Origin of the sequence: Vibrio diazotrophicus (assembly GCF_038452265.1) — a bacterium.
GTDB classification, from domain to species: domain Bacteria; phylum Pseudomonadota; class Gammaproteobacteria; order Enterobacterales; family Vibrionaceae; genus Vibrio; species Vibrio diazotrophicus.
Genome location: NZ_CP151842.1, coordinates 924564 through 944303 on the forward strand (window position 1 = coordinate 924564; position 19740 = coordinate 944303).

The 19740-nt window shown below is 45.5% G+C and carries 19 protein-coding genes; 8 read left to right on the forward strand and 11 right to left on the reverse strand.

Going from position 1 to position 19740, the window contains the following annotated elements:
* The first annotated feature begins 112 nt into the window (after positions 1-112).
* From accD to purF, 5 genes are all read left to right on the forward strand, one after another.
* Positions 113-1039 (forward strand): acetyl-CoA carboxylase, carboxyltransferase subunit beta, encoded by a 927-nt coding sequence (gene accD, locus AAGA51_RS04210; protein ID WP_042486327.1) that lies wholly within the window; start codon positions 113-115, stop codon positions 1037-1039.
* Positions 1040-1083: 44 nt separating this feature from the next.
* Complete coding sequence (gene folC / locus AAGA51_RS04215; RefSeq protein ID WP_042486324.1) at positions 1084-2349, forward strand: bifunctional tetrahydrofolate synthase/dihydrofolate synthase; 1266 nt, start codon at positions 1084-1086, stop codon at positions 2347-2349.
* Positions 2350-2901, forward strand: a complete 552-nt coding sequence (locus tag AAGA51_RS04220) for an SPOR domain-containing protein (RefSeq protein ID WP_042486321.1) — start codon at positions 2350-2352, stop codon at positions 2899-2901.
* Positions 2902-2963: 62 nt separating this feature from the next.
* The gene (locus AAGA51_RS04225) at positions 2964-3455 is read left to right on the forward strand and encodes a CvpA family protein (protein ID WP_042486318.1); all 492 of its coding nucleotides are present in this window, start codon (positions 2964-2966) and stop codon (positions 3453-3455) included.
* A gap of 35 nt (positions 3456-3490) precedes the next feature.
* Positions 3491-5002, forward strand: a complete 1512-nt coding sequence (purF, locus tag AAGA51_RS04230; RefSeq protein WP_042486316.1) for an amidophosphoribosyltransferase — start codon at positions 3491-3493, stop codon at positions 5000-5002.
* Between the two features lie 131 nt (positions 5003-5133).
* On the opposite strand, the gene AAGA51_RS04235 is transcribed toward purF, so the two are convergent.
* On the reverse strand, positions 5134-6459 hold the full coding sequence (locus AAGA51_RS04235) for a Na+/H+ antiporter family protein (RefSeq protein ID WP_042486313.1): 1326 nt from the start codon (positions 6457-6459) through the stop codon (positions 5134-5136).
* 29 nt (positions 6460-6488) lie between these two features.
* Complete coding sequence (rnt, locus tag AAGA51_RS04240; protein ID WP_042486311.1) at positions 6489-7142, reverse strand: ribonuclease T; 654 nt, start codon at positions 7140-7142, stop codon at positions 6489-6491.
* A 258-nt stretch (positions 7143-7400) separates the two neighbouring features.
* Between rnt and motY the strand changes: the two genes are divergently transcribed.
* On the forward strand, positions 7401-8285 hold the full coding sequence (gene motY, locus AAGA51_RS04245; RefSeq protein ID WP_042486307.1) for a flagellar protein MotY: 885 nt from the start codon (positions 7401-7403) through the stop codon (positions 8283-8285).
* 79 nt (positions 8286-8364) lie between these two features.
* Here motY and gloA read toward each other — a convergent pair whose 3' ends face one another.
* Genes gloA through rsxA form a run of 8 tightly spaced genes read right to left on the reverse strand, consistent with a single transcriptional unit; the run spans position 8365 to position 15569 of the window.
* Positions 8365-8781 carry a lactoylglutathione lyase gene (gloA, locus tag AAGA51_RS04250; RefSeq protein WP_042486304.1) on the reverse strand — a complete coding sequence of 139 codons (417 nt, stop codon included), beginning with the start codon at positions 8779-8781 and terminating at the stop codon, positions 8365-8367.
* Between the two features lie 34 nt (positions 8782-8815).
* Positions 8816-9451, reverse strand: coding sequence for an endonuclease III (nth, locus tag AAGA51_RS04255; protein ID WP_042486301.1), 636 nt, complete (start codon positions 9449-9451; stop codon positions 8816-8818).
* A gap of 32 nt (positions 9452-9483) precedes the next feature.
* Positions 9484-10188 (reverse strand): electron transport complex subunit E, encoded by a 705-nt coding sequence (locus AAGA51_RS04260; RefSeq protein WP_042486296.1) that lies wholly within the window; start codon positions 10186-10188, stop codon positions 9484-9486.
* Positions 10188-10817 (reverse strand): electron transport complex subunit RsxG, encoded by a 630-nt coding sequence (rsxG, locus tag AAGA51_RS04265; protein WP_042486293.1) that lies wholly within the window; start codon positions 10815-10817, stop codon positions 10188-10190. Before rsxG ends, AAGA51_RS04260 begins: the two co-directional genes overlap by 1 nt.
* A 9-nt stretch (positions 10818-10826) precedes the next feature.
* The gene (gene rsxD, locus AAGA51_RS04270; protein WP_042486290.1) at positions 10827-11873 is read right to left on the reverse strand and encodes an electron transport complex subunit RsxD; all 1047 of its coding nucleotides are present in this window, start codon (positions 11871-11873) and stop codon (positions 10827-10829) included.
* On the reverse strand, positions 11873-14392 hold the full coding sequence (rsxC, locus tag AAGA51_RS04275) for an electron transport complex subunit RsxC (protein WP_342291540.1): 2520 nt from the start codon (positions 14390-14392) through the stop codon (positions 11873-11875). The genes rsxD and rsxC overlap by 1 nt, the downstream gene beginning before the upstream one ends.
* An 8-nt stretch (positions 14393-14400) precedes the next feature.
* Positions 14401-14988 carry an electron transport complex subunit RsxB gene (gene rsxB, locus AAGA51_RS04280; RefSeq protein ID WP_042486242.1) on the reverse strand — a complete coding sequence of 196 codons (588 nt, stop codon included), beginning with the start codon at positions 14986-14988 and terminating at the stop codon, positions 14401-14403.
* A complete protein-coding gene (gene rsxA / locus AAGA51_RS04285) occupies positions 14988-15569 on the reverse strand; it encodes an electron transport complex subunit RsxA (protein WP_042486237.1) in 582 nt (193 codons plus the stop codon). Before rsxA ends, rsxB begins: the two co-directional genes overlap by 1 nt.
* 309 nt (positions 15570-15878) lie before the next feature.
* Here rsxA and AAGA51_RS04290 point away from each other — a divergent pair, with 309 nt between their 5' ends.
* Positions 15879-16178 (forward strand): PTS transporter subunit EIIB, encoded by a 300-nt coding sequence (locus tag AAGA51_RS04290; RefSeq protein ID WP_042486233.1) that lies wholly within the window; start codon positions 15879-15881, stop codon positions 16176-16178.
* A gap of 21 nt (positions 16179-16199) precedes the next feature.
* On the opposite strand, the gene AAGA51_RS04295 is transcribed toward AAGA51_RS04290, so the two are convergent.
* Positions 16200-17204 carry a substrate-binding domain-containing protein gene (locus AAGA51_RS04295; protein WP_042486231.1) on the reverse strand — a complete coding sequence of 335 codons (1005 nt, stop codon included), beginning with the start codon at positions 17202-17204 and terminating at the stop codon, positions 16200-16202.
* A 381-nt stretch (positions 17205-17585) separates the two neighbouring features.
* On the opposite strand from AAGA51_RS04295, the gene AAGA51_RS04300 reads away from it, so the two are divergent.
* Entirely contained in the window at positions 17586-19703 is a 2118-nt protein-coding gene (locus AAGA51_RS04300; protein WP_042486228.1) for an alpha-galactosidase, read from the forward strand.
* Positions 19704-19740: the final 37 nt, after the last annotated feature.

Below are 19740 nucleotides of genomic sequence, written 5' to 3' on the forward strand. Positions count from 1 at the left end.
ACAACCAGTTTTTTGTCTACAGTTGGCATTTTCTATGCTTTAATCCCCACGCATTATTGTCGAATTTAAATCTTTCGCATTGAGCGGGAGAGCACAGAGTAAAAGGTCTTCTATGAGTTGGCTTGAAAAGATTTTAGAAAAAAGCAACATAGTTACTTCACGTAAAGCATCGATTCCTGAAGGTGTTTGGACGAAGTGTACATCTTGTGAGCAGGTACTCTACCACGCAGAACTTGAGCGCAACCTCGAAGTTTGTCCTAAGTGTAATCATCACATGCGTATGAAAGCGCGTCGTCGTCTTGAAACATTCTTAGATGAAGACAATCGTCAAGAGATTGCACAAGAGCTTGAGCCTCAAGATAAACTGAAATTCAAAGATTCTAAGCGTTATAAAGAACGTCTTGCAGCGGCACAAAAGAGCAGCGGCGAGAAAGACGCTCTTATCGTTATGAATGGTGAACTGCACGGTATTCCACTTGTGGCTTGTGCTTTTGAATTCTCATTCATGGGCGGTTCTATGGGCTCGGTTGTAGGTGCTCGTTTTGTTCGTGCCGTTGAATCTGCAATTGAAAGAAACTGTGGTCTAGTATGTTTCTCTGCAAGTGGTGGTGCTCGTATGCAAGAGGCTTTGATGTCTCTAATGCAAATGGCTAAAACCAGTGCGGCGTTAGAGCGTTTGTCAAACAAAGGTCTACCGTTCATTTCGGTAATGACTGACCCAACAATGGGTGGTGTTTCTGCAAGTCTTGCAATGCTGGGTGATATCAACATCGGTGAGCCAAAAGCACTGATCGGTTTTGCTGGCCGTCGCGTTATCGAACAAACTGTACGTGAAGATCTTCCAGAAGGCTTCCAACGCAGCGAATTCCTGCTAGAGCACGGTGCGATTGATATGATCGTAGACCGCCGCGAAATGCGTCAACGCATTGCTGGCTTACTAGCGAAGATGACCAACCAAAAATCTCCACTCGTAGTTTCTGTGAACGATGCTCCACAAGAGGAAGCATATTCAGTACCAGAAGCGAAGAAAAAAGGGTAAAGTAGGCGCTAACTAAACCAAAGAAAACAATGGTTCTACGTTAGATGAAACAAAACCCAATTCCTCAAGCCACATCCCCACTGTCGATGTGGCTTGATTATTTAACCCATATTCATACTTCTGCAATTGATTTAGGCTTAGACCGTGTTCAAGCGGTGGCTAACAAAGCTTCTCTCACTAAACCTGCTCCTACCGTTATCACAGTTGCCGGAACCAACGGCAAGGGCTCTACCTGTGCGTTAATGGAAAGTATTCTTCTGGATGCTGGTTATTCGGTCGGTGTCTACAGTTCTCCTCACCTTATCAGCTACAACGAACGTGTACGTATTAACGGCGTTGATGCTCGTGATGAACGACACACAGAAGCTTTTGCTTATATTGAACAACAGCGTGGCGAGATCAGCCTAAGTTTTTTTGAATTCGGAACATTAGCGGCTCTTCGCATTTTCCAAACTGAAAAAGTCGATGTTGTGCTGTTAGAGGTCGGCCTTGGTGGTCGTCTAGATGCGACTAACGTGGTTGATCACGATGTGTCGGTTATTACCAGCTTAGCGATCGATCATGTTGACTGGCTGGGTGACGACATCAATGTAATCGGTTTTGAGAAAGCGGGTATTTTCCGCTCAGGCAAACCTGCTATTTGTGGGCAACCTAAGCCTCCGTCAACAGTTGCCGCTCACGCCGATGACATTGGTGCGGATTTCTATCAGGTTGGTATCCAGTTTGATTATGAAAAAGTGTCAGACACGGTTTGGCAGTGGAGAAGCGGACCTTTTGATCTCACCGATCTGCCTGTGCCAACACTTCCTCTTGTTAATGCGGCAACGGCGTTGATGGCTCTGGGATGTTCAGGTTTAGAAGTCAGCGATGTCAATATTGTCGAAGGTCTGCGCAAAGCGAAATTGGCGGGACGCATGCAACGCATTAGCGATAAGCCAATAATATTGCTTGATGTGGCTCATAACCCTCATTCTGCAGAGTATCTCGCTAGCCAGATTCGAACTCAGTTCCCTGAGAAAACTGTACATATGGTGCTTGGTATGCTGCATGACAAAGATATTAAGTCCACCATTGATGTGCTTAAACCGCTGGTCAAGCATTGGTATCCAGCTTCTTTGTCTGGCCCGAGAGCGGCTTCTGCGAGTGAACTGTGCCAGCACCTTGAACAAGGTCAGGTTGAGTATGCAAACCCTGTTAGTGCATTTGAAAGTGCGATGACAAGTGTTACGGATGGTGATGTCATAATCGTTGCTGGGTCTTTCCACACAGTCGGTGAAGTGCTTGAGCACTGGAAAAATAAAGGAGCGTAAATGGCGAGTAAATTTCAAAGCCGTTTAGTAGGTACTATTATTTTGGTAGCGATAGGTGTCATCGTTTTGCCTGATGTTCTTGATGGCAAAAAAATGCACTATCAAGAAGAGATCACAAGCATTCCGATCAAGCCTGAGCTTAATAGTGATGTAGAAAAGTTCGAAATACTTGAGCCTGTTGAAGATCAAGCTGCTTTACCTGAGTCTCCAGTTTCTATCACTGAACAAACGACTCCGTCTTCAAACTCTTCCGCGAAAGTCGATAAACCGATGGAAACCGTCGTCAAAGAAGTACCTGAGAAAAATGACTACCAAGACAGCGCGTGGATCATTCAGTTGATGGCATTGAAGAACGCAGAAAACGCAAAAAACGTTGTGAGTGATTTACAAAAACGCGGTTATCAAGCTCACACAAAACAAGAAAACGGTTTTACAAGAGTGATCATCGGACCTGATGTCTCAAAAAGTAAGCTTGAGAGACAACTACTGGAATTAGAGAAAGTTACAGGTTCAAAAGGTCAATTGCTCAAATTTAAACCACTAAACCCATAAGAAAACGTTTGCGTCGCGTTTTTTTCTGTTAAAATGCGCGCCAACTTAAGATGTAAGAACTCATGAATTGGTTAGATATTGTCATTTTAAGTGTGATCGGCTTGTCAGCTTTGATCAGTTTGGTACGTGGCTTTGCGAAAGAAGCCTTGTCATTAATTATCTGGTGTGGTGCATTTTTTATTGCTTCACAGTACTACGCAAAACTGGCGGTGTACTTTACCAACATTAAAGACGATTTGATTCGCAACGGCGCCGCCATTGCTGCACTTTTTGTAGCAACTTTAGTGGTGGGGGCGATTGTGAATTATGTGATTTCGCAATTGGTTCAGAAAACAGGTTTATCAGGTACGGATAGAGTCTTAGGCGTTGTATTTGGCGCATTACGTGGGGTTCTAATCGTAGCGGCAGCTCTGTTTTTTGTGGATACCTTTACTGCATTACCAAGCTCAGAGTGGTGGAAGAGCTCGCAATTAGTACCGGAATTTAGCCGTGTGATTGCGCCTCTCTTCGAACACATACAAGCAACATCAAGTTTTCTATCTGACGCGATATAACGCGTCAGTTACTGACGCAAATCGAGGAATAAGACATGTGTGGTATTGTTGGAATCGTGGGCACAACGCCTGTAAACCAGTCTATTTATGACGCTTTAACGGTATTGCAGCATCGTGGCCAAGATGCCGCTGGTATTTGTACCATAGATAGCAATCGTTTTCGTCTGCGCAAGGCGAACGGTTTAGTAAAAGATGTCTTTGAAGCCAAACACATGCAGCGTCTTCAAGGTTCTGTGGGTATTGGGCACGTTCGTTACCCAACTGCAGGCAGCTCAAGTGCATCTGAAGCTCAGCCTTTTTACGTAAACTCTCCATTTGGTATCACGCTTGCTCATAACGGCAACCTAACCAATGCGAATGTTGTACGTGAAAAGTTATTCGAAAAAGATCGTCGTCATATCAATACCACTTCAGATTCTGAAGTACTGCTAAACGTATTGGCGCATGAGATTGATACTGTAAGAGGTAATGTTACTTCTGAAGATGTCTTCCGTGCAGTGGCAAACGTGCATCGCACTATTCGTGGCGCATACGCAGTAACCGCTATGATCATTGGTCACGGTATGATTGCGTTCCGCGACCCACATGGTATTCGTCCACTTTGCCTTGGCAAGCGTGAAGTGAATGGTCGCACTGAGTACATGGTTGCGTCTGAATCGGTAGCACTTGATGCTGTAGGTTTTGACTTTGTACGTGATGTTGCACCGGGTGAAGCTATCTACGCAACGTTTGAAGGCGAGCTGTTCACTAAGCAGTGTGCTGATAGCCCAAGTCTTACTCCATGTATTTTCGAGTTTGTTTATTTTGCTCGTCCAGATTCATTCATCGATAAAATCTCTGTTTACAGCGCACGCGTTGAAATGGGTAAACGTCTTGGTGAGCGTATTAAGAATGAGTTTTCTGACTTGGATATTGATGTTGTTATTCCAATTCCAGAAACGTCAAATGATATCGCGCTGCAAATCGCTCAAGCGATTGATAAACCATACCGTCAAGGTTTCGTGAAAAACCGTTATGTTGGCCGTACATTCATCATGCCGGGTCAACAGCTACGTAAGAAATCAGTTCGTCGTAAACTGAATGCTATCCGTTCTGAATTTAAAGATAAGAATGTACTGCTTGTTGATGACTCAATCGTGCGTGGAACGACTTCTGAGCAGATTATCGAAATGGCTCGTGATTCTGGTGCAGCGAAAGTTTACATGGTATCAGCAGCGCCTGAGATTCGTTTCCCGAACGTATATGGTATCGATATGCCAACAGCAAACGAGTTGATTGCTCACGGCCGTGATAATGCAGATATCTGTAAACAAATCGGTGCTGATGCGCTTATCTTCCAAACTCTTGAAGATTTAGAAGATGCAGTGCGTGCAGGTAACCCTGATATCGCTAAATTTGAAGCTTCAGTATTTAACGGTGAGTACGTGACAGGTGACATCGACCAGCAATACCTAGACTACCTAGAGTCGATGCGTGGTGATGATGTTAAGGCACAACGTGAAATTCAGGATCTAGCAAGTCTAGAACTGTACAACGAAGGTGCTTAATCACTTTTACCGTTAGCATTTTGACGTTGATAGTCAGTGAATAGCAAAAAGGCTTCCCGAGGGAAGCCTTTTTAATGTCTTACGTTTTATCAACCCCACCATTTCAGTATGTGGAGTTGAAAGCAAATGGGTTAAAGCACCATTGCCGCAATCCAACCAAATGCAACTAACGGCAAGTTGTAGTGGAGGAAGGTCGGTACAACGGTTTCCCAAATGTGCTCATGCTGTCCATCGGCGTTTAGACCAGAGGTTGGACCTAAGGTTGAATCAGAAGCTGGTGAGCCAGCATCACCCAATGCAGCAGCAGTACCAACGAGTGCTACGGTTGCCATCGGAGAAAAACCAAAAGCGATACACAAAGGCACATAGATGGTCGCGATAATTGGAATGGTTGAGAACGACGAACCGATACCCATAGTCACCAGCAAACCCACTACAAGCATTAGTAATGCTGCTAACGGCTTGTTGTCACCAATGCTGGTTGATAACGCGCTAACAAGAGATTCAACACCGCCAGTATCTTTCATTACAGCGGCAAAGCCTGCTGCAGAAATCATGATAAAGCCGATCATTGCCATCATGTGAACACCTTTGGTGAACACATCGTGCGTCTCTTTCCATGCGATAACACCGCCGAAAGTAAACACCATAAAGCCCGCTAATGCACCGATGATCATTGAACCTGTTGCAAGTTGAACAGCTAGTGCAACCACGATACCGACAGCAGCAATGCCAACGTGTTTCTTGTCGATTTCGTTCGCTTGATGATGAACAACAGTCAGCTCTGTTTCTTGATACTCACGCGGTTTGCGGTAGGTGAAAAATACCGCAATCAATAGACCAGCAATCATACCAATAGCAGGTAGTAACATCGCCATAGGTACCTGACTCGCTGTGATGTTTTCCAGGCCGTTTTCACGTAGGTTCTTAAGCAGAATGTTGTTGAGGAAAATACCGCCAAAACCCACAGGTAGCACCATGTAAGGAGTGATCAGACCAAAGGTAAGAACACAGGCTACTAAGCGACGGTCTAGCTTGAGTTTTGCAAATACGCCTAATAGAGGCGGAATTAAAATTGGGATAAATGCAATGTGTACCGGAATGACGTTTTGTGAAGATACCGCCATCAACAGCAAAGCAATCAGAACAGCGTATTTCAATCCGGTTGTTGCCGCACCATGCTCTTTGCCATGTATACGTTTGATCACGCTCTGGGCTAACAGGTCAGTGATACCAGATTTAGAAATCGCAACAGCAAACGTCCCCAGCATTGCGTAGCTAAGTGCGATAGTCGCACCACCACCAAGGCCGCTTTCGAAAGCTGCTACAGTATCATTTAAGCTCATACCTGCCACTAAACCGCCAACAATGGCGCTGAAGGTTAGGGCAACCACAACGTTTACGCGCATCAGTGCTAGAAGCAGCATGACGCAAACGGAAATGACTACAGGATTCATATAATTCTCAATTCAAGTCGTGTTTGGTTTTAGTTGTTTTCTTGGTTATCAACAGCAGGCCAGCCACCAAGAGCTTTCCATTTGTTGACGATTCCGCAGAACAGCTCTGCAGTTTTTTGTGTATCGTAAAGCGCTGAGTGTGCTTCACGATTGTCAAATTCCATTCCAGCTGCTTTACACGCTTTGGCGAGTACCGTCTGTCCGTAAGCAAGACCACTTAACGTAGCGGTATCAAAAGTGGCAAAGGGATGGAAAGGAACGCGTTTAAGTTTACTGCGCTCGCTTGCTGCCATAACAAAGCTATGATCGAAGTTGGCGTTGTGCGCGACGATGATCGCTCGGCTGCAATCAGAGTCTTTCTGCTCTTTACGAACCAGCTTGTAGATCTCTTTTAGCGCATGATCTTCAGACACTGCGCCACGAAGTGGGCTAAATGGGTCATAGATGCCAGTGAACTCGAGTGCCGCTTTTTCTAGATTGGCACCTTCAAAAGGCTCAACATGAAAGTGAATGGTAGAAGCAGGTTGCAAATCGCCGTTTTCGTCCATACGCAAAGTCACTGCGCAAATCTCTAATAAAGCATCGGTTTGGGCATTGAATCCAGCGGTTTCAACGTCAATAACGACAGGAAAATAACCACGGAAACGCTCTTTTAATGTCTTTGCTTCTTTTAAATCAGTCATGCTGGCTCTAGTTATTGTGACAAGGGCGGCATTATTGCATGTTATGACTATAAGAAAAACCTGAGCACTCTATTTAGAAGGAATTAATTGGTCCACTATTCGGTGGTATCAATTTAGGCTTAATTATCTGTTCTCAATCGATTTGAGATTAAAGAGTTAGGGGTAAGCTGGCGAGATTTTTGCATTACTCTGTTCAGATTTACGTTGGTGGCAATGTGTCGCCACGATGACATGCAGTATTAAGAGATAAAAGTCCTTATGAATAAATGGCTTGTGACAAGTTTAGCCGCTGCCACTCTATTGACGCCTGTTGCCGCTTCGGCATTAGAAAAGCGTTATGTGGCAACGCCACAGCAGTCCACTTGGCAGATGGTGGCGAACACACCACTCGAGTGTCGGCTTGTTCATCCTATCCCCAATTACGGCGATGCGGAGTTTTCTGCGCGTGCCAGTAAGAAAATGAATTTGGACTTTGAACTGAAAATGCGCCGCCCGATGGGTGACACACGTAATGTAAGCCTAGTTTCAATGCCACCAGCATGGAGACCGGGTGAAAGCGCAGACCGCATCACGAATATTCAGTTCTTTAAACAGTTTGATGGTTATATTGGCGGCCAATCGGCGTGGACACTATTGAGTGAACTGGAAAAAGGCCGTCATCCGACATTCAGTTATCAGGATTGGCAAAGCCGTGATCAACGCATTGAAGTGGCGCTCTCTTCAGTATTATTCCAAGCGCAGTACAACGTTTTTAGTGACTGTATTGCCAATTTACTGCCATACAGTTTCGAAGATATCTCGTTCACTATTCTTCATTACGACCGTGGTAACAGTGTCGATCTGAACAAAGCGTCTCAAAAGCGTTTAGAACAGATTGCCGAATACATTCGTTACAACAAAGATATCGACCTAGTGTTGGTAGCGGCTTATACAGATTCAGCAGACAGCAAAAACGAGAGTCAAAGCCTGTCGGAGAAACGCTCGGAAAGACTGCGCAATTACTTTAAGTCACTCGGTTTGCCTGAAGACAGAATTCAGGTGCAGGGTTTTGGTAAGCGTCGTCCAATTGCCGACAACGAATCGCCAATAGGCAAAGATAAGAACCGCCGCGTGGTGATTTCACTCGGTCGAACTCAAGTTTAGTACCGATCTGTCGCTTTAAAGAGACCAACAAAAACACCGCCAGATGGCGGTGTTTTTTATCGTCAGTACAAAAGAAAGATTAACCTTCTAGGCCAGCGCTTGCTTGACGGTTTTGGATAAGTTCAATCATGTAACCATCAGGGTCTTTCACAAAAGCGATGTGTGTTGTACCGCCTTTTACTGGACCTGGCTCGCGAGTAACATTGCCGCCAACCGTTTTAATTGCATCACAAGTTGCGTAAATGTCGTCTACGCCGATAGCGATGTGACCGAAACCTTTACCTAGGTCGTATTCTTCTACACCCCAGTTATAAGTGAGCTCAATAACGGCGCCTTGTGACTCATCACCATAACCAACGAACGCTAGAGTATATTTGTACTCAGCATTTTCGCTTTTACGTAGTAACTTCATACCCATTACGTTGGTGTAGAACTCGATAGACTTGTCTAAATCACCTACGCGTAGCATGGTATGTAGAACACGGTTGTTTGACATTTTGGACTCCTAGCTTTCCGGGTAAATTTTATATTTACAGTTCTGTTTTCGAAGCGAACTCACACAGGTCTTCAATTATGCAGCTCCCACAACGAGGTTTGCGTGCGATACAGGTGTATCGACCATGCAAAATCAACCAGTGGTGAACGTCTAATTTGAATTCTGCGGGAACGACTTTCAGTAGTTTCTGTTCGACATCGTCGACAGTTTTTCCCATTGCAAATTTGGTGCGATTGGACACTCGATAAATGTGGGTGTCCACAGCGATGGTTGGCCAGCCAAATGCCGTATTTAAAACGACGTTTGCTGTTTTTCGGCCTACACCGGGTAACGCTTCCAGTGCTTCTCTGTTTTCGGGAACTTCACCGTTGTGCTTATCAAGCAAAATACGGCAAGTTTTAATCACGTTCTCTGCTTTCGAGTTAAACAGACCTATGGTCTTGATGTACTCTTTAACGCCATCAACGCCCAAATCAAAGATGGCTTGAGGTGTATTGGCGACGGCATACAACTTGTCCGTTGCTTTATTCACACTCACATCTGTCGCTTGAGCGGACAACAGAACGGCGATGAGCAGTTCGAATGGTGAATTCCAGTTGAGCTCCGTTTCCGGCGTTGGATTGTTTTCTCTCAGTCGCTCGAGAATTTGTCTTCTTTTATCTTTATTCATTGCTCTGCGCTGTTTCCAGTCTCTCTAGTTTTTCATGAGGACGATACGTTGGTGACTCGTGCTCGTTCGATAGTTGGTTTTTCTTGTTTTGGCTGACGCGCTGCAAGCTGCTTATCAATCACATTTTTGAGAGCAATCAGCAGACCCACGCCGAAAAATGCGCCCGGTGGTAATAGAGCAAGCAAGAAGCTGCTATCAAAATGGAAAATTTCAATTCTCAATACCTTTGCCCAATCGCCCAGCAGCAGATCAGCGCCATCGAACAGGGTACCGTTACCGATGATTTCTCGCATTGCACCCAGAACAACCAGTACTGAAGTCATGCCTAGCCCCATCCACAGACCATCTTGGACTGAAGGCAGGACATCATTTTTTGACGCAAAAGCTTCTGCGCGACCGATGATAATACAGTTAGTCACGATGAGAGGGATGAAGATTCCGAGCGACAGATACAACCCGTAAGCGTAAGCATTCATCAGCAGTTGCACGCAGGTTACCAACGACGCAATGATCATTACGAATACTGGAATACGCACTTCTTTAGGTACGTAATCGCGAACCAATGATACGGTCACGTTGGAACCGACTAAAACCAATAAGGTTGCGATGCCTAAACCAAGTGCGTTGGTTACGGTAGAAGAAACAGCAAGTAGCGGACACAAACCAAGCAACTGTACTAAGGCGGGGTTGTTTTCCCACATGCCGTTTTTCATCAATGCTTTATGTTCATTGTTCATTACTGTTCTCCGCAGTTATAGGTTTGTTTCGCCAGTGCTTCACGATTTTGATTCACGTAAGTCACGGCGTTCTTCACTGCTTTCACCACAGCTCGTGGGGTAATAGTTGCACCGGTAAACTGATCAAATTGACCGCCGTCTTTACGGACTTTCCACTGTTCCTCGTTGTCTGCTGTTACAGATTTACCTGTAAAGTTGAGTATCCAGTCAGTGATTCTCAGGTCAATTTTGTCACCCAACCCCGGAGTTTCGTTATGTGCCAGAACTCGGGTGCCGGTAATCGTGCCATCATTTTTAATGCCGACAATGACTTTAATCGCACCGTTATAACCATCGGGAGCAATAGCTTCGATTGCTATTGCACTAGGCTGGCCGTTCAGTGTCGCCACATAGGCTGGCATTGAATTATCTGTGCCAAGTGCTGGGTCATTAATCAAGATGCACGATTGCGACAGTTCGTTATCGTGCAGCTTTTTAGGAATCACTTGGTTTAAAATCGACAACAACTGAATCTTCTCTTGCTTCTTGATTTGCGATTCAGTCAGTTGATGAGTCAGCGCTACGACACCTGTCGATAAGCAGGCAAAGATAGCAAGGATGAGACCGTTTTTTCTAATTGCGGTTAGCATAATTGCTCCTTAGTGCCCGTAAGTACGAGGTTTAGTGTAGTAGTCGATTAACGGTACGCACATGTTAGCAAGCAAAACGGCAAATGCCACACCGTCAGGGAAACCACCCCAGCTGCGAATGATAAACACCATAGCACCGATGAATGCGCCAAACACTAAACGTCCTTTCACTGTGGTAGAGGCCGTAACTGGATCTGTGGCAATAAAAAACGCGCCCAACATGGTTGCACCAGACAACAGATGAACTAATGGTGATGCGGTTGTACCCGGTGCGAACAGGGTCGCTAATGTGCTCATCACCAACAAGCTCGCGATAAAAGCAACAGGGATATGCCAGTTGATGACTCTTAGTCTCAGAAGAACTAGTCCACCAGCCAAATAGGCAAGATTGACCCATTCCCAACCAATGCCAGCTAAAGAACCGAACTGAGGCTGAGACATTACTTCAGATAAAGTGTGACCTGCTTTGAGCGAAGTTTTCACTGAGTCCAATGGTGTCGCCATCGTCATTCCGTCAATACCAGTTCGAACTTGCTGCAGCGATAAACCGTCGGAGTCGAAACCAGTAAAGATCAGAGAAAACGAGTCACTAAAAGAGATGCCATCAGCGCCTAGCTGATGTGGCGCTATCCAGCTTGTCATCTGAACAGGGAAGGAAATAAGCAAAACCACGTAGGCTACCATTGCTGGGTTAAACGGGTTTTGACCAAGCCCACCGTAAAGATGTTTTGCAATCAAAATAGCGAAGATAAGACCGATAACCACAATCCACCAAGGTGACATTGGTGGAATGGCAACAGCCAATAACCAAGCGGTGACAATGGCACTGTGGTCTCTTAATGCAAGATGAGTAGGGCGTTTACGTAGCTTCATCACTGCCGCTTCAAATGACAGCGCGACAATAACAGCAAATCCCAACTGGATTAAGGTACCGAAACCGAAGAAATAGGTCTGGGCAAATAAGCCCGGTAGTGCGCACAACGCTACCCACTTCATTAAATCAGAAGTGCTGCGTTTAATATGAGTATGTGGGGAACTAGCTATAAAGAAAGCCACTAGTTATTCTCCTCGGTATTTTTGTTTTGTTGCTCTGCTTTACGAGCCTTCGCACGGGCAATCGCTGCTGCAACTGCTGCTTTTTTCGGGTCTTCTGAAGTTTCTGTTTCAGCTTGAGCTTCTTCTTCAGTAGATGCCGATTCTTGCTGCGCTTTGCGAGCTTTGGCACGGGCAATCGCTGCTGCAACTGCTGCTTTCTTCGGATCGTCAGAAGTGTCCGTTTCAGCTTGAGTTTTTTCTTCAGTTGGTGCCGATTCTTGCCGCGCTTTGCGGGCTTTGGTTCGGGCAATCGCTGCTGCAACTGCTGCTTTTTTCGGGTCTTCTGAAGTTTCTGTTTCAGCTTGAGCTTCTTCTTCAGCAGGTACGGATTCTTGCTGCGCTTTGCGAGCTTTGGCACGGGCAATCGCAGCGGCAACTGCTGCTTTTTTCGGGTCTTCTGAAGTTTCTGTTTCAGCTTGAGCTTCTTCTTCAGCAGGTACGGATTCTTGCTGCGCTTTGCGAGCTTTGGCACGGGCAATCGCAGCGGCAACTGCTGCTTTTTTCGGGTCTTCTGAAGTTTCTGTTTCAGCTTGAGCTTCTTCTTCAGCAGGTACGGATTCTTGCTGCGCTTTGCGAGCTTTGGCACGGGCGATAGCTGCTGCAACTGCTGCTTTTTTCGGGTCTTCTGAAGTTTCTGTTTCAGCTTGAGCTTCTTCTTCAGTAGATGCCGATTCTTGCTGCGCTTTGCGAGCTTTGGCACGAGCAATCGCTTCAGCGACGGCTGCTTTTTTATCGTTAGCTGGTGCTTCAGATGTGTCGGTTTGTTGCTCTTTTTCCAACTTACGTTCACGAGCCTGACGCTTGCGCTCTTCTCGCAGTTTGATCATCTCAGCATTATCAGGTTCAGCTGCGCCTGTTTTTGCAGCTTCTGCCTGTTTTGCTTTCGCTTTGGCAATAGCGGCGGCAACGGCTGGTTTAACCGCTGAATCGGACGTTGCTGTTGCTTGTTCTTTTTGTGCTTTCACGCGCGCAATGGCAGCAGCAATCGCGTTTTCACCATCGCTGGTGGTCATCTCTTGACGACGGTTTTCTGCTGCGGCTTTAAAGCGATTTTCTCTGTCCGCTTTATCGCGTTCCATACGCTCTTTTTTCTCTTCGAAGCGAATTTTTGCGCGCTCAGCCGCTTCAGATTCCTGCTTGCGAATACGGATTTCTGCTTTGGCTTGGCGATAGTATTGAACCAGTGGAATTTCACTAGGGCAGACGTACGCACACGCGCCGCATTCAATACAATCTTTTAAGTGCAGTTCCTCACACTTGTCGAATTCTTCTGCTTTTGCATGCCATTGAAGCTGCTGTGGGAGAAGGGATGCAGGGCATACTTCAGCACATTGACCACAACGAATACACGCCATTTCATAGGCTTGTGGAGCAATTTCCTGACGCGTCGGAGCGAGAATACAGTTGGATGTTTTGGTCACTGGTACATTGGCATGCGGCAGGGTAAAGCCCATCATTGGGCCGCCCATGATCAGACGCGGAAGCTTTTTATCAGCCTGATAACCAAACTCATCAAGCAGTGCCTGAACGGGTGTACCAAGCAATGCCCAGACATTCTTCGGCTTTTTAAAACTGTTACCAGTGAGTGTAACGACACGGCGAATTAGCGGTTCGCCATCGACAACGGCTCGTTTGATGGCTTGCATAGAACCGACGTTCTGCACCATCAAACCGATATCAGCAGGGATTTGACCGTTGGGTACTTCAAGATTGGTTAAGAGCTTGATCAGCTGCTTTTCACCACCTGACGGGTATTTGGTTGGAATAACACGGATAACGATGTCTTTATTCAGCGCCGCATTTTGCAGCGCTTCAATCGCTTTCGGTTTGTTATCTTCAATACCAATAATGGTCAGTTTTGGTTTTAGAATGTGTTCGACAATGCTGATGCCTTGAATGATCTCTTGAGCGTTTTCTCTCATAAGAACATCGTCAGCGGTAATGTAAGGTTCACACTCAGCAGCATTAATGATCAGAATGTCAGTGCGTGACAAACCTGATTGAATTTTCTTTGCTGTCGGGAAGCCGGCACCGCCCATGCCTGAAACACCCGCTTGGCGGATGATTTCAATCAGCTCATCAGGTGAGGATTGAGTAAAATCTTCAATGGATGTCTTCTCAATCCACTCATCTTTTCCGTCAGTTTCAATAACGACGCACAATTCAGCAAGTCCTGAAGGGTGCGCTGTTGTTCTCGGTTCGATCGCTTTTACAATGCCAGAGGTCGGGGCATGAATGGGCAGCATAAATGTCGAGGTATATTGGGTTAATGCCTGACCTTTTTTAACGCTGTCGCCAACACTGACCAGTAGATCGCCCGGCTTACCGATGTGCTGCTTAAGAGGCAGTACAAGTTCACTTGGAATACTAGCCTGAGCTATAGCGGATTGATTCGATTGTTGTTTGTTTTCTGGTGGGTGAATGCCGCCCGGAAATGTCCACAGGCTACCCGTTCTGATTTGTTCGATTAATGACAACATATGAATCCTTAATCCCCGCTGTTTTGCTGAGTGGTTGCAGCGTTTGTAACATCAACCACAGGAATCGCATTTAGCTGCCATTTCCAAGTCTCAGTGGTTGTTGCAACAGGGATCATTTCAATACAGTCTGTAGGGCACGGAGCAACACAGAGATCGCAACCCGTACACTCATCTTTAATTACGGTATGAAGTGCTTTGGTACCACCTACTATCGCGTCAACAGGGCAAGCCTGAATACACTTGGTGCATCCGATACACATATCTTCATGAATAAAAGCAACAGTTTTGACTTTGCTATCGAGATCGTGTGCGGACTCTTGAACGTCAACGCCCATTAAGTCGGCTAATTTTTCGATCGTTTGCTGACCGCCCGGAGGGCATTTATTGATTTGGTCACCATTGGCAATCGCTTCTGCGTAAGGACGACAGCCTGGGTAGCCACATTGACCGCATTGGGTTTGTGGCAAAATAGCATCAATTTGGTCAACGATAGGATCGGCTTCAACTTTGAAGCGGATAGAAGCAAAGCCCAAAATAGCGCCAAAAACGGCAGCAAGTACCGCGATAGCTAATACAGCAATTAATATCGTACTCATTACAACTTCACCAATCCGGTAAAGCCCATAAAGGCAAGCGACATCAAACCAGCCGTGATCATGGCGATAGATGCGCCTTTGAATGGTGCCGGTACATCTGCTACATGAATACGCTCACGCATTGATGCAAACAGGATCAATACCAGTGAAAAGCCCACAGCAGCGCCGAAGCCGTAAATGATCGACTGTATGAAATTATGGTTTTCGTTGATGTTAAGTAATGCCACACCTAAAACTGCACAGTTAGTGGTGATGAGAGGCAGGAAGATACCTAACAAACGATAGAGTGTCGGGCTGGTTTTGTGCACCACCATTTCGGTAAATTGAACCACCACCGCAATCACGAGGATAAAGCTCATGGTGCGTAAGTATTCAATACCTAATGGTTTAAGGATGTAACTTTCTACAAGATACGAACATACTGAAGCCAAGGTTAAAACGAATGTTGTCGCTAACCCCATGCCAATTGCAGTTTCTAACTTTTTGGATACGCCCATGAAAGGACACAAGCCCAAAAACTTTACCAGTACAAAGTTGTTTACCAGCACAGTGCCGACTAACAACAAAAGATATTCGGTCATAATTATATAATGTCTTCGTTCCGATCTCGGTATTATCCTGCTTTGCGTAGTCAATAACAACCAACCAAAGATAAGGTTTTCAATTTAAGAATAAAAAAAGTTTAAACTTTACACGCTAGATTGAACTCGTAGCCCGAATTCGCGTAGAACTCTCAGTTATGATGTTCCCTCTGTATTGCATGACAACATGTTCAGAAAACACTGATTGTTCTGTATGTGTGACTAAGGTGTAATTTAGGTTTATGTACTTACAGTGTAGGGTTATTTATTGTATTTACTGCAAATCATCTTATTTATCGGCAGGTTTTTATGATTGATAAAATTCGTCAGTTTTTTAATTTTTTAGTCAGAGTAAACCCGAACATTGGTCAGGAAACTGACGGCATCGTAAAAGCTGTAGGTGGACTAGAGAACATCGTCCATTCAGGGGCGTGTGCGACAAGATTAAGATTGCAACTTAATGATTCGGCTCTGGTTGATGTTGACTACTTAAAATGCAACGGAGCTTTTGGTGTCGTTCTGCTGGACAAAAGCAACGTGCAAATTATCTATGGAGTAAAAGCGAACAACTATGCTCAAGAGATAGATGCTCGCCTTCAAGCGCTATAGCTAAACCTGATAGTGCAGAGCTTATTGCGCTCTGCCTACTGAGGAACGACGAACTAAGGTCGGCATAAACAGTTTGCACTCTGAGCGTTCTACGTTCTCATTATTTGCCAGCTGCAAAGAAAGTTTCACCGCTTCGTTCGCCATTAATTGAATGGGATAACGAATGGTGGTGAGACGCGGGTAAACAAAGCGAGCCATGTGTCCGTCATCAAACCCAATTACGGACATCTCTTCAGGAATACGAATGCCATTTTCTTGAAGTAGCACCAAACAACCTGCCGCCATATAGTCGTTATAGGTAGAGACCGCAGTAATGTCGGTATTTTTGGCCATCAGATTGACCATTGCCTGTTCGCCGCCAAGCTCGTCGGGCTCACCATACTCCACATACTCATCTCTGGCTTCTATACCGTAATCGCGTAGTGCATCAAAGTAACCTGCTAGTCGGTCATGGGCATCATCAATGTTATGGCTAGAGGCAATATAGCCGATGTGTTTATGACCATTTTTAATCAGATACTCTGTTGCGATATAAGCACCTTTACGGTTGTCTAATGCGATACAACGCGAAGCGATGTCAGGCACAACACGGTTGATCAGCACCATTCCGGGTACTTCTTTCGCGAGTTTTGTCAGCTCCTGATCGCTCATGCCTTTGCTATGCAGCACAAGCGATTCACAGCGGCTGTTAATTAACAGATTGATAGCGTTGCGCTCTTTTTCTGCATCATGATAGCCGCTACCAACCAGTAGCTGCTTTTCCTGCTCACTGGCGATAGTATCAATAGCTTTCACCATGATGCCAAAAAAAGGTGCAGACACATCACTGACCAAAACGCCAATGGCATTGGAAGATTTGCTTACCAGTGCGCGAGCATTTGCATTGGGGCGATAGCCCAGTTTTTCCATTGCGGCTTTAACCGCAATGATGGCAGTTTCGCTGGTGTGCGGGGCGTTATTAATGACGCGTGAAGTGGTCGCGATGGATACACCCGCTTCCCGTGCAACGTCTTTTATGGTCGCCATAGTGATATTTACCTTAGGTTTCTAAGAGAACGTTTAGTACTTATGCCATACAAGCTTAAGTTGTTTTTCTTAAGTGATTTCAGCGGTTCTCTGAACATGATTGTACTGTTTGTGAAAATGTTTTCAGGTTCTAAGACCTTAGCTGGCACTCATTAAATATCGGTTATTTAGACAACTCAAGTGCTTAAAGCCTAACTACTGCGCAAGCTCAAGCTTTTGGGCTTGTTTATGTTCAGCATTTCCCAAACTCCAAACTTTTTAACAAAAATAGTGAAACTTGCAGATGCATGGAAACGTTTCCATGATTATGGCTTTAATCACAGAAAGTTTTTCAGTTTTGCTTATGATATCGAAAATTAAAAGGTTTGAAGGGAACAGACAGTGACGGAGCCAGTATTAATTAACTTAACCGGTAAACAGAGCCAAATCATCGTTGAGGTCGGAGAGTTTGCAGAGATTCTCTATTGGGGCAAACCCGTTCAAGGTGCTTTGGAAAACTATAGGAAGAGTTTGTATCGTCCTGTGCCTTTTGGTCGCCTTGATAAAGATGTTGCAATGACACTAAGCCCAGAATTGGGCCGTGGTGTTTTCAGTAGCCCAGGTGTCGAAGGGCATCGCGACGGCTTGGACTGGGCTCCGGTCTTTATTGTTCAGCAAATAGTAGAAATTGACACTGGGGTGCGTATTGAAAGCGTTGATGAATTGGCAGGTTTGTCACTGACGACGGAACTGTGTTTAGACGCTGATGACGTGGTCAAAACCCGTCATACTTTAACCAATTTAAAAGCGGGTGTTTATCAGGTTAATCGCTTAGCCAATACTTTACCTTTGCCTGCTAGAGCCAATGAACTGATGACATTTTTTGGCCGCTGGGTTCACGAGTTTCAAACTGCTCGCCAGCCTTTAATACATGGTGGTTATCAGCAAGAAAACCGGCGCGGACGCACGTCTCATGAACACTATCCGGCATTGATTGCAGGCCAGCAGCATTTCGATGAATTGCAGGGTGATGTGTGGGGCTTCCATTTTGCTTGGAGCGGTAACCACCGCATGCGTGCGGATGTTAAGGCCGATGGTCGTCGTCTTGTGCAAGCTGAAGTGATTTATTTCGCTGGTGAAGTTTCATTAGCGCAGGGAGAAAGTGTCACATCACCATGGCTGTATGCCAGCTACAGTGATAAAGGTCTGAACGGCATGAGTCAGCAGTTTCACACTCATGTACGCCATCGTATTTTACCGAAAGAGTTTGTAGCAAAGCCTCGACCAATTCACCTCAATACGTGGGAAGGTATCTATTTCAACCACGATCCTGAATACATTATGTCAATGGCAACTCAGGCGGCAGCCATGGGTGTCGAACGTTTTATTATTGATGACGGTTGGTTTAAAGGTCGAAATGACGATAAAGCTGCGTTGGGTGACTGGTTCCTTGATGAGAGAAAATACCCTCAAGGTCTCACTCCAGTTGTTGAGCATGTTAATCAACTCGGTATGGAATTTGGTTTGTGGTTTGAACCGGAAATGATCAACAAAAATTCCGACCTTTACAGACGGCATCCTGATTGGTTGCTGGCTGTGGAAGGGTATGAGCAGCCTACAGGACGCAATCAGTATGTGATTGATCTGCAAAACCAAGAGGCCTTTGACTATCTGTTTGAGCGACTGGATCATTTTCTTTCCACTTACAACATCGCTTACATCAAATGGGATATGAACAGGGAAGTGGTTCAGCCTGCTCATGGGGGAATGGCCGCTGCTCATAAGCAAACGCAGCGTTATTACCAGCTGGTGGATAAAGTTCGCGCCAAGCACCCGAATGTGGAAATTGAATCCTGCGCCGCAGGTGGTGGCCGTATTGATTACGAGGTATTGAAAAGGACTCATCGTTTCTGGGCGTCTGATAACAACGATGCTTTAGAGCGTCAAACCATTCAGCGAGGAATGAGCTATTTCTTCCCGCCTGAAGTGATGGGGAGTCATATCGGCGCTAGCCATTGCCACAGTACACGTCGTCGCCACAGTATTGAATTCAGAGGCTTAACGGCTCTGTTTGGTCATATGGGTATTGAGCTAGACCCTGTAAATGAGAGCCAAGAAGAGAAGCAAGGCTTTGAACACTATGTGAAGCTACACAAAGCGCTGCGCCCATTGTTGCACAGCGGAACAACTTGGCGGATTCCAAGTGAGGACAAAGCGCATCAAATTCATGCGGTGGTATCGCAAGACAAATCACAAGCTGTGGTATTGGTTTCTCAGCTCGCTATGCCAACGTATTCATTAAGTGGTCATCTTAGTATTGTCGGATTAGACCCAGAATCAACTTACCAAGTATCAGTGATTGATAAGCCGGAGAACTTCAACCACATAGTGGCTTGCCAACCTGAATGGACAGCATCTGGCTGTGAAATGTCTGGTGAGTGGTGTCAGAACGTCGGCCTAACCATGCCAATTCTCGATGCAGAAAGCGCAATATTGATTGAGCTGAAGCGCGTGAGTTAGACATTTCTATCGATAATCGATAAATAACATAAGCCGA

What these genes read in the sequence shown, in the direction of transcription:
- rsxB (WP_042486242.1), bottom strand. Translation starts at nt 14,988, where the DNA reads ATGAGTACGATATTAATTGCTGTATTAGCTATCGCGGTACTTGCTGCC.
- rnt (WP_042486311.1), bottom strand. Translation starts at nt 7,142, where the DNA reads ATGACTGATTTAAAAGAAGCAAAGACATTAAAAGAGCGTTTCCGTGGT.
- AAGA51_RS04235 (WP_042486313.1), bottom strand. Translation starts at nt 6,459, where the DNA reads ATGAATCCTGTAGTCATTTCCGTTTGCGTCATGCTGCTTCTAGCACTG.
- AAGA51_RS04290 (WP_042486233.1), top strand. Translation starts at nt 15,879, where the DNA reads ATGATTGATAAAATTCGTCAGTTTTTTAATTTTTTAGTCAGAGTAAAC.
- AAGA51_RS04260 (WP_042486296.1), bottom strand. Translation starts at nt 10,188, where the DNA reads ATGAACAATGAACATAAAGCATTGATGAAAAACGGCATGTGGGAAAAC.
- rsxG (WP_042486293.1), bottom strand. Translation starts at nt 10,817, where the DNA reads ATGCTAACCGCAATTAGAAAAAACGGTCTCATCCTTGCTATCTTTGCC.
- accD (WP_042486327.1), top strand. Translation starts at nt 113, where the DNA reads ATGAGTTGGCTTGAAAAGATTTTAGAAAAAAGCAACATAGTTACTTCA.
- purF (WP_042486316.1), top strand. Translation starts at nt 3,491, where the DNA reads ATGTGTGGTATTGTTGGAATCGTGGGCACAACGCCTGTAAACCAGTCT.
- AAGA51_RS04220 (WP_042486321.1), top strand. Translation starts at nt 2,350, where the DNA reads ATGGCGAGTAAATTTCAAAGCCGTTTAGTAGGTACTATTATTTTGGTA.
- gloA (WP_042486304.1), bottom strand. Translation starts at nt 8,781, where the DNA reads ATGTCAAACAACCGTGTTCTACATACCATGCTACGCGTAGGTGATTTA.
- rsxC (WP_342291540.1), bottom strand. Translation starts at nt 14,392, where the DNA reads ATGTTGTCATTAATCGAACAAATCAGAACGGGTAGCCTGTGGACATTT.
- AAGA51_RS04225 (WP_042486318.1), top strand. Translation starts at nt 2,964, where the DNA reads ATGAATTGGTTAGATATTGTCATTTTAAGTGTGATCGGCTTGTCAGCT.
- motY (WP_042486307.1), top strand. Translation starts at nt 7,401, where the DNA reads ATGAATAAATGGCTTGTGACAAGTTTAGCCGCTGCCACTCTATTGACG.
- nth (WP_042486301.1), bottom strand. Translation starts at nt 9,451, where the DNA reads ATGAATAAAGATAAAAGAAGACAAATTCTCGAGCGACTGAGAGAAAAC.
- rsxA (WP_042486237.1), bottom strand. Translation starts at nt 15,569, where the DNA reads ATGACCGAATATCTTTTGTTGTTAGTCGGCACTGTGCTGGTAAACAAC.
- folC (WP_042486324.1), top strand. Translation starts at nt 1,084, where the DNA reads ATGAAACAAAACCCAATTCCTCAAGCCACATCCCCACTGTCGATGTGG.
- AAGA51_RS04295 (WP_042486231.1), bottom strand. Translation starts at nt 17,204, where the DNA reads ATGGCGACCATAAAAGACGTTGCACGGGAAGCGGGTGTATCCATCGCG.